Genomic DNA, 7,606 nt, shown 5'->3' on the forward strand with positions numbered 1-7,606 from the left:
TTCAGACCTTCTCGATCAGGTCCTGGATGCCCTTCAGGACGGCGTCGGCCCCTTCGATGTGGATCCAGCTGTGCGAGGCGTTCTCCAGCACGCGGTTCTCGCCGCGGGAGACCGAGGCGGCCAGGTCGGTGAGGTTCGCGCGTTCCCGCATGCCGTCGGCGAACGCAGCGGGGTCCAGGTGCCGGGCGACAAGGGCCTCGCGGATGTCCGCAGGCCAGCTCGCGAACATGCCGTTGAGCAGGGCCCGCGCGCCTTCGACCAGCTCGGCCGGGATCTCGGTGACGGTCTCGTCGAGCGCCTGCGCCTGCGTGAGCCGGAACGGCTCGGTCACGTAGGCGTCCCACTCCTCGTAAAGGATGTCCAGGGCGATCAGCCCGGCCACCTCGTCGGGGTGGAGCTGGGCGAAGCGGCGCGCGTACAGCCCGCCCAGGGAATGCCCCACCAGCACGTACGGCCCCGGAACGCCGGCGACCCGCAGCAGGTCGTACAGCTCGTCGGCGGTGCGCGGCAGCCGGATGGGGCCGCTCCAGCCGCTCCCGGGCGGTGAAACGCCAGGTCAGGTGAGAGGGCCGAGGTACGTGCCGCCGGACACGTCGATGGTCTGGCCGGTCACCCACCGGCCCTGCGGCCCCGCCAGGAAGCCGACGACGTCGGCGACGTCCTCCGGCTCGCCGAGCCGCCCGAGCGCCGTGATCGACTCCAGCCCGGCCACCACCTCGGGGATCGAGGTGTAGCCCGCGGTCATGTCGGTCCGCACCGCGCCGGGGGCGACCGTGTTCACCGTGATCCCGCGACTGCCGAGCTCGTTGGCCAGGGTCGGGGCCATCGACGCGAGCGCCGCCTTGCTGATGGTGTAGCCGATCTGCGTGGTGACCGCGAAGCGGCTGGCCGTCGAGCCCATGTTGATGATGCGGCCGCCGTCGTTCAGCAGCGGCAGCGCGCGCTGGATCACGAAGAACGGCGTGCTGACGTTGATCGCCAGCACGCGGTCCAGCTCCTCCGGGGTGGTCTGCGAGATCGGCTTGGCCGGACCGATGCCCGCGTTGTTGACCAGGACGTCCAGCCCTCGTCCCGCGAGCCCGGCGGTCAGCCCCTCGAACAGCTCGTCCACCGCGCCCGCCTCGCCGAACCGGGCGCGGACGGCGAACGCCTGGCCGCCCGCCTCCTCGATCCGCCCCACGGTCTCCTTGGCCGCCACGTCGTTCCCGCCGTAGTGGACGGCGATCAGAGCGCCCTCCGCGGCCAGCCGCAGCGCCACCGCCCGCCCGATGCCTCGCGACCCACCCGTGACCAGCGCCGTCTTGCCCGCCAGAACGCCCATCTTCTGCTCCTTGCCAGCGGCCGGTCCTCGGTGCGGATCCGGCGATGGCTCAACCCTGGCGGCACCGCCTCACCGCGTACTCACCGCACGCTCACCAGGCCTCACCGCCATTGCCAGCCGGGGTAGCCGCCGTCGAGGGCTCGGGCCGCGTAGCCGTGCTCGCTCAGGACGCGTACGGCCTCCGAGGACACCGCGCAGTACGGCCCGCCGCAATACGCCACGATCTCCCTCTCCCTGGGCAGCTCGTCCAGGCGTTCGCGCAGCTCGGCCATGGGCAGGGAGATCGCCCCCGGCACGTGCCCGGCCGCGTAGTCGGCGGCCGGGCGCACGTCCACGACCAGCGTGCCGGGGTCGGCCAGGCGGGAGGCCAGCTCGTCGGCGGTCACCCCCTCAAGGGGCCCGAGCCGGGTCCGTACGGCGTCGCGCAGCTCTGCCAGCCGCTCCTCCGCGAACCCCCGCAACTCCGCCAGGAACCGCGACACCCGCTCGTCCGCCAGCCGGTAGTAGACCCGCTGGCCGTCCTTCCTGCTGGTCACCAGATGGACAGCCCGAAGCTGCTGGAGCTGTGCGGAGGTGTTCTTGAGCGCCACCCCCGCCGCCTGGGCCAGCTCCTCGACCGTGTGCTCGCGCTGGCCGAGCACGTCCAGCAGGCGCAGCCGCACCGGGCTGGCCAGGGCCTTGCCGATGCGGGCCAGCTGCTGGTAGATCGGCTCCTCTGGGGACTCGGACATCAGACCATGTACTGGTCGTGACGCAGGTACAGCTCGGTCCACTCCTCGGGGCCGAGCTCGCGGCCGGTGTTGGAGATGTCGGCGAGCTCCTCGAAGTACGCCTCGCGGGGCGCGCCCGGGGTGAAGAGGATCAACATGGAGGCCGGCTCGCCCGATTCGTTGCGGAAGGCGTGCACGCCGCCCTCGGGCACGTACAGGAAGTCGCCGGGCTTCCCCTCGGCCCACTTCTCGCCGTTGAAGAGCCTGATGGTGCCGGACAACACGTAGAACGACTCGGTCATCGTGCGGTGGAAGTGCGCGCCGGGACCGGACGGGCGCGGGCCCATCTCCCATCGGTACAGGCCGAACGCGCCGTTCGTCGAGCCGCCCGTGCCGAGGTAGTGCACCTGCGTGCCGCTGGCCATCGACAGGTCGGGCGGGGTGTCCGCCGTGCGCAGGACGCCACTGTGCTCGCCGGACTCTGCCAGGTATCGGGGCTCGGGGTAAGACATGTCCACTCCTTCTCATGTTCTAAGGAATCTTAGAATATCCTCTTCGCTCCCGGCCGGCCAGATCACGATTTGGCGAAGCGCGCCGCGCCTCAGTGATCACGATCACTAGGTTCTGACCGAGCGCGAGGAGAGGAACAGCGCCCGATGCCGCTCGATCTCACCGCACTGCACGAGGCGGAGCTCCTGCGCGGCGCGCTCCGCGGGCCATGGCCACCGGCCGTCCTCCGAGCCTGCCGCCGTGCGCTCCCGCGCCTCCTCGCTCTCCCCGGCCCCGAACGGCTCGAGTTCCTGCGCGCGACCGCCGCGGCCGAGGAGCCGGAGGCCCTGGCGGCATTGGACGCGGCAGGGCCGGGCACGTGGGCCCTGGCGTGGGAGACCGGCGAGCGGCCCACAGCCTTCCACGTGTGCCCGGCCCGGCACGACGGCCCGGTCCGGGCGGTGGCGGTGGGCGAGTTCGGGGGGCGTACGTTCGTGGCCAGCGGCGGCGACGACCACATGGTGCGGCTGCGCGACGCGTTCGACCAGTCGGGGCCGGACCTGGAGGGCCTTACGGCGAGCGTCCGCGCCTTGGCGTTCGGCGTGGTGAACGGCAGCCCGGTGCTGGCCGGCGGCGATCACGACGGCACCATCCGTACGTGGGACCCGCTCACCGGAGCGCGCGGGTTCGCCCGCGAGACGACCGCGGGCCACCCGTCGGCCCTGGCCTTCGTCGCGGCCGAGAGCGGGCGGGTGCTGCTCGCCGTGGCGATCGGGTACGACGATGACGAGATCCTGGCCGCCGACCACGACGGGCGCGTCGACCTGCTGGACCCGGTCACCGGCGAGCTCGTACGCGAACTGCGTGCGGAGTGGGACGAAACGGTGCTCGACCTCGCGGTGGCGAAGCTGGGAGAGCGTACGGTGCTGGCCTCCCTGGGCTACGACACGCTGTACGTGTGGGACCCGGCCACCGGCGAGCGGTTGGGCACCGCCGGACTGAACGATGTCTGGCCGGACCTGGAGAACGACGGGTTCGCTCCGCCCCTGCTCGTGGGCATGTGGAACGGGCGGCCCGAGATCGGCGTGGTGGTCCGGATCGAACACCCGCCGGACTACATGGTGCAGAGCCGCGAGTCGGTCTACCTGAAACTGGAGAACCTCGGCGACCGGGCCCGCGGCCGGGGGTTCGACCGCGACCAGGGTCCGGTGGCCATGACGACCCACGCCAGGCAGAACGTGATGCTCGTGGCGAACCACACCGACACCGGCCGGGCGTGGGAACGGCCCGCGAAGGCAGTGATCACGTACGTGGGCGACGGGACGGACGTCCATCTGGACGCGGACACCCGCCTGATCACGGCCGCCGCGTTCGGGAGCCTGGAGGGCGGCCTCTGCCTGGCCACGGCCGGGCTCGACGGGACGGTGCAGCTCTGGGACGCGCAGACGCCGCACCGGCACCGGCGGATCGGCTACGGCGGGTCGGGGCTGGCGCTGTTCACCACGGCGCAGGGCGCGCCCGCCCTGGCCGTCGGCACGCACAGTGACACCGTGCTCGTCGTGGACGCGGTGAGCGGAGAGAAGATCGGCTCGGTGGGCTGCCGCCAGAGCGGCCGCGGCCACGACTGCGACCTCTCGCCGTACGACCACTGCTGCCGAGGGCTCGCAGCCGGGAACGCGGCCGGTCGGCCGTACCTCGCGAGCAGCGGCTGCGCCGCGTACGGCACCATGCTGTGGCAGCCGCTGAGCAAGATCCGCGGGATCGCGCGGAAGGACGACGCCACGGGCGGCCGGGTCACCTTCGGCGCCGGCGGCCACGCCTCACCCACCGCTCTCGCCTTCGGCGAGGTCGACGGCCGCGTGCTGCTCGCAGCCGGGGCCGAGGTGTGGGACCCGGTCACGCAGGAGTGCGTGGCCAGGCTGCCCAGGTGGGGGTTCGCGCTGAGCGAGAGCGCCTTCGGCAGGGCCGGGGACCAGCCGGTGCTGGCCACCCGGCGCGACAACGAGGTGGATCTCTGGGATCCGCTGACCGGCCGCCACCTCCAGGTGCTCGACGTGGACGACACCGGCGAGGGGCTGGCCATGGGCCGGATCGCCGACCGCGACGTGCTCACCGTCGCCAGCGGCAGGTACGTGCACCTGTGGGACACCACCGCCTGGGAACGCCGCGAGTGGATATCGCACACCTCGACCGTCACCTGCCTGAGCCTGGCCGAGCACGGGGACCGGGTCCTGCTGGTGTCCGGGACCGAGGACGGCACGGTGACCCTCTGGGACGCCGCCTCCCAGCACCGCCTGGCCGTCCTGGGCGCGTTCGCCCGCCCGGTCCGCTCGGTCGCGGCGACGACCATCCGCGGGAGTCTGCACGTGTACGGCCAGTCCCACTACGGCCGCGTGCTCGCCTGGCGAGTCGACGCTCCCTAGTCCTCCTCTTCGTCGTCCTCGTCCCAGTCGTCCCCGACCAGGTGCAGCGCCCATTCCGGGACCTCGTCCAGGTTGTTGCCGGAGGCGTCCAGCTCCTCCAGCGAACTCAGGCCTGCCAGGCTTTCCGGCAGTTCCCCCAGCTCGTTGTCCGCGACGTCCAGGCGCGTCAGCGACGCCAGGTCGCCGAGGGAGGCCGGGAGGCTCTCCAGGAGGTTCCCGTGGAGGTCGAGAAGCGTGAGTGACGGATACTCGCCGAGCCATTCGGGAACCAGGGTGATGTGGTTGTCGCTCAGGTCGAGCACGTTGAGCGAGCTGAAGCTCCGCAGGCAGGGCGGGACGGATGCGAAGGCGTTCCCGGCCAGACTGAGCTCTCGCAGGGAGGCGAGGCTCGCGAGTGGGTCAGGAAGGTCGCGGAGCCGGTTTCCGGTCAGGTTGAGCTCGCGCAAGGAGCGCAGCTCTCCCAGCCAATCCGGGACTTCCGCGATCTGATTGAAGGGTAAGTGCAGCTGAGTGATGCCGGTCAGCTCCCTCACGGACTCCGAAACCCGTTCGAGCCGGAGATTCCTGAGGTCCAACACGCCGGCATCGTCCGTCAGCGCCTGGGCGATGCGCTGCTCGACCGTCGAATCCAGAGACATATGGGTGATGCTCCTTTGGCGGGGTTCGTTCTCACCAGTAGACGAGTGTGGCTTCGATCTTGTTCTGGTACTGGCGGGTCAGAAGGACATACATCACTCGCCCGTCGACGGACTTCATGGCCCCGGCGAGGCAGTCCCAGCCCTTGCACGCCTGATCGCCGGGGGGACTGGCATTGTCACCGAGCACATGTCGTTCGGCGATGACCTCTCCGGCCTGGGCTCCTAATGGGTACCGCGCGAGAAGCTGCAGTTCTTGAGGGAGCCCGCCTGCCGGCATGAGCCTCAAGCGGACGGCATGTCCGAAGAGGGCAAGCAGGGGCCTGGTGATGCACAGCCTCGACCACCGGCGCGTGCAACTCCGGGCCCAGCAGCGTCATGGGCATGGCGAACACGCCGTCGCGCTCAGCCCGGCCAGCCTGCGGACATCAGGTGGGCTGGCCGGTGGGGCGCACGACGACCGTGTTCACGTCCACGCCTTCGGGCTGGGCCAGCGCCCAGGCGATGGCGTCGGCGATGTTGTCCGCGCTGAGCAGCGGCCCGGCGGGACGGCCGTCCGGCCAGAACGAGGTGTCCACCCGGCCGGGCGCGATCAGCGTCACGCCGACGCCGTCGCCGGTCACGAGCATGCGGGTGTTCTCCGCGAGCGCGGTCACCGCCCACTTCGTCACCGAGTACATGTTGCCCGGCGAGTGGATGAACCCGGCGACGCTGCCGACCAGCACGATCCGGCCGCGGGTCTCGCGCAGCGCGGGCAACGCGGCCTTCACGAGCAGGGCGGGGCCGAGCACGTTGGTGAGGACCATGTCGCGCAGCCGGTCCGGGTCGGTCTCGGTGAGCGGGCCGTGGGTGGAGAAGCCGGCGTTGGCGACAACATGGTCGAGCCTGCCGTACTCCTTGACGGTCGCCGTCACGGCATCCTGCACGGCGTCATAGTCGGTGGCGTCCCCCGGCAGGCGTAACACGCCGGGCACCTGGGCGAGCTTGGCCGGGTCGCGGCCGGTGACAGCAACCGCCTGCCCGTCGGCGACCAGCCGCTTGGCGAGCGCGAACCCGATGCCACTCGCGCCACCTGTGATCAGCGTCGTTTTCACGGCGACACAGTAGGGGGCACAGCCCGCCAGTAGCCAATAAATCTGCTTATGGCTGATCAGACCGAAACCGATGAGACCCGACGACCCAAGAATCCGCGACCCCAGCACTGAAGACCGGCCTGTGCACCTCAGCTGGAGTTACGTCGGTCCTTGGAACCTGACGACCCTGGTGGCAACCCCTGCTTACGTGGCTCGTGATCTGGGCCACGACTCAGGCATCGTCACGGTCCACGATCGTTTCCTATGCTGCCATAGTGATCCACTCCCCACTGTTACGCGGCGTACTGATCGTGAGCCTGCTTCTGACCACGGTCGCTGCCACTCCCGCGTCTGCCCAGCAGTTCATTGACTCCGACGTGGATGTCCCCGAAGCGGACGTCGTACTGCATGAACAGGACGGTGATCCGTGGCGTGTCACCGCCTTCAGCAAGACGGTGTCAGAATCCCGAAGCGCCGCCTACCTCCGCTCGCCCGACGGGATCTCGTTTGTGGAAAAGAAGGGGTACAGCCAGCTCGAACCAGCGCCGAAAGGCGGAAGGGTCGCGGCTATTCCGTACTCCTCCCCTGGGGCGTACAACTCGGTAGTGATCTTCGACAGCGCGGGCAAAGCCAAGCGCATCCGCACAGTGCGGAAACCGCTGAAGGCCACCGTCCCGGAGTGGACGCGCGATGGTCGCAAACTTGTCCTCAGCATCCAAAAGAACGGGATCAATACGACGGGCTTTGTCATTATCGACGCCGTGACCGGCACCTCGAAAGCCGTTGCCGTACGCAACATCGACCCGGCCTCGTCCTTCCAATGGACCCCGGACGGAAAATACTTGGCCGTCGGGTCTGTACGGTCACTGGTGTAACTCCTGATCAAGGAGAACGCACCTGATGAGTACTGTGATCCAGGCATCGACGGAGATCGACCTGGAGGACGCCGGCGTGG

The 7,606-nt window shown here is 70.0% G+C and carries 8 protein-coding genes and 1 pseudogene; 2 read left to right on the forward strand and 7 right to left on the reverse strand.

What is annotated here, in order from left to right; genetic code table 11:
* Position 1: 1 nt before the first annotated feature.
* The 4 genes and pseudogenes from ACIHFD_RS26015 to ACIHFD_RS26030 all read right to left on the reverse strand — a co-directional run.
* Positions 2-532: pseudogene (locus ACIHFD_RS26015) on the reverse strand (alpha/beta fold hydrolase); the annotation flags it as partial.
* Positions 533-556: 24 nt separating this feature from the next.
* Positions 557-1,321: an SDR family NAD(P)-dependent oxidoreductase gene (locus ACIHFD_RS26020; protein WP_397369056.1), complete on the reverse strand. Its 765-nt coding sequence runs from the start codon at positions 1,319-1,321 to the stop codon at positions 557-559.
* 101 nt (positions 1,322-1,422) lie between these two features.
* Complete coding sequence (locus tag ACIHFD_RS26025; RefSeq protein ID WP_397369057.1) at positions 1,423-2,052, reverse strand: ArsR/SmtB family transcription factor; 630 nt, start codon at positions 2,050-2,052, stop codon at positions 1,423-1,425.
* A complete protein-coding gene (locus tag ACIHFD_RS26030; protein ID WP_350732684.1) occupies positions 2,052-2,543 on the reverse strand; it encodes a cupin domain-containing protein in 492 nt (163 codons plus the stop codon). Before ACIHFD_RS26030 ends, ACIHFD_RS26025 begins: the two co-directional genes overlap by 1 nt.
* Before the next feature lie 144 nt (positions 2,544-2,687).
* On the opposite strand from ACIHFD_RS26030, the gene ACIHFD_RS26035 reads away from it, so the two are divergent.
* Complete coding sequence (locus tag ACIHFD_RS26035) at positions 2,688-4,943, forward strand: WD40 repeat domain-containing protein (protein ID WP_397369058.1); 2,256 nt, start codon at positions 2,688-2,690, stop codon at positions 4,941-4,943.
* Here the strand turns inward: ACIHFD_RS26035 and ACIHFD_RS26040 are convergent.
* From ACIHFD_RS26040 to ACIHFD_RS26050, 3 genes are all read right to left on the reverse strand, one after another.
* A complete protein-coding gene (locus ACIHFD_RS26040; RefSeq protein ID WP_397369059.1) occupies positions 4,940-5,581 on the reverse strand; it encodes a leucine-rich repeat domain-containing protein in 642 nt (213 codons plus the stop codon). The two genes, ACIHFD_RS26035 and ACIHFD_RS26040, sit on opposite strands and share 4 nt — an antisense overlap.
* A gap of 31 nt (positions 5,582-5,612) precedes the next feature.
* Complete coding sequence (locus ACIHFD_RS26045) at positions 5,613-5,858, reverse strand: hypothetical protein (RefSeq protein ID WP_397369060.1); 246 nt, start codon at positions 5,856-5,858, stop codon at positions 5,613-5,615.
* A gap of 148 nt (positions 5,859-6,006) precedes the next feature.
* Entirely contained in the window at positions 6,007-6,672 is a 666-nt protein-coding gene (locus ACIHFD_RS26050; RefSeq protein WP_397369061.1) for an SDR family oxidoreductase, read from the reverse strand.
* 290 nt (positions 6,673-6,962) lie between these two features.
* Here ACIHFD_RS26050 and ACIHFD_RS26055 point away from each other — a divergent pair, with 290 nt between their 5' ends.
* Positions 6,963-7,526, forward strand: coding sequence for a hypothetical protein (locus ACIHFD_RS26055; RefSeq protein WP_397369062.1), 564 nt, complete (start codon positions 6,963-6,965; stop codon positions 7,524-7,526).
* The last annotated feature ends 80 nt before the right edge of the window (positions 7,527-7,606 follow it).

It is taken from the genome of Nonomuraea sp. NPDC051941 (genome assembly GCF_044593615.1).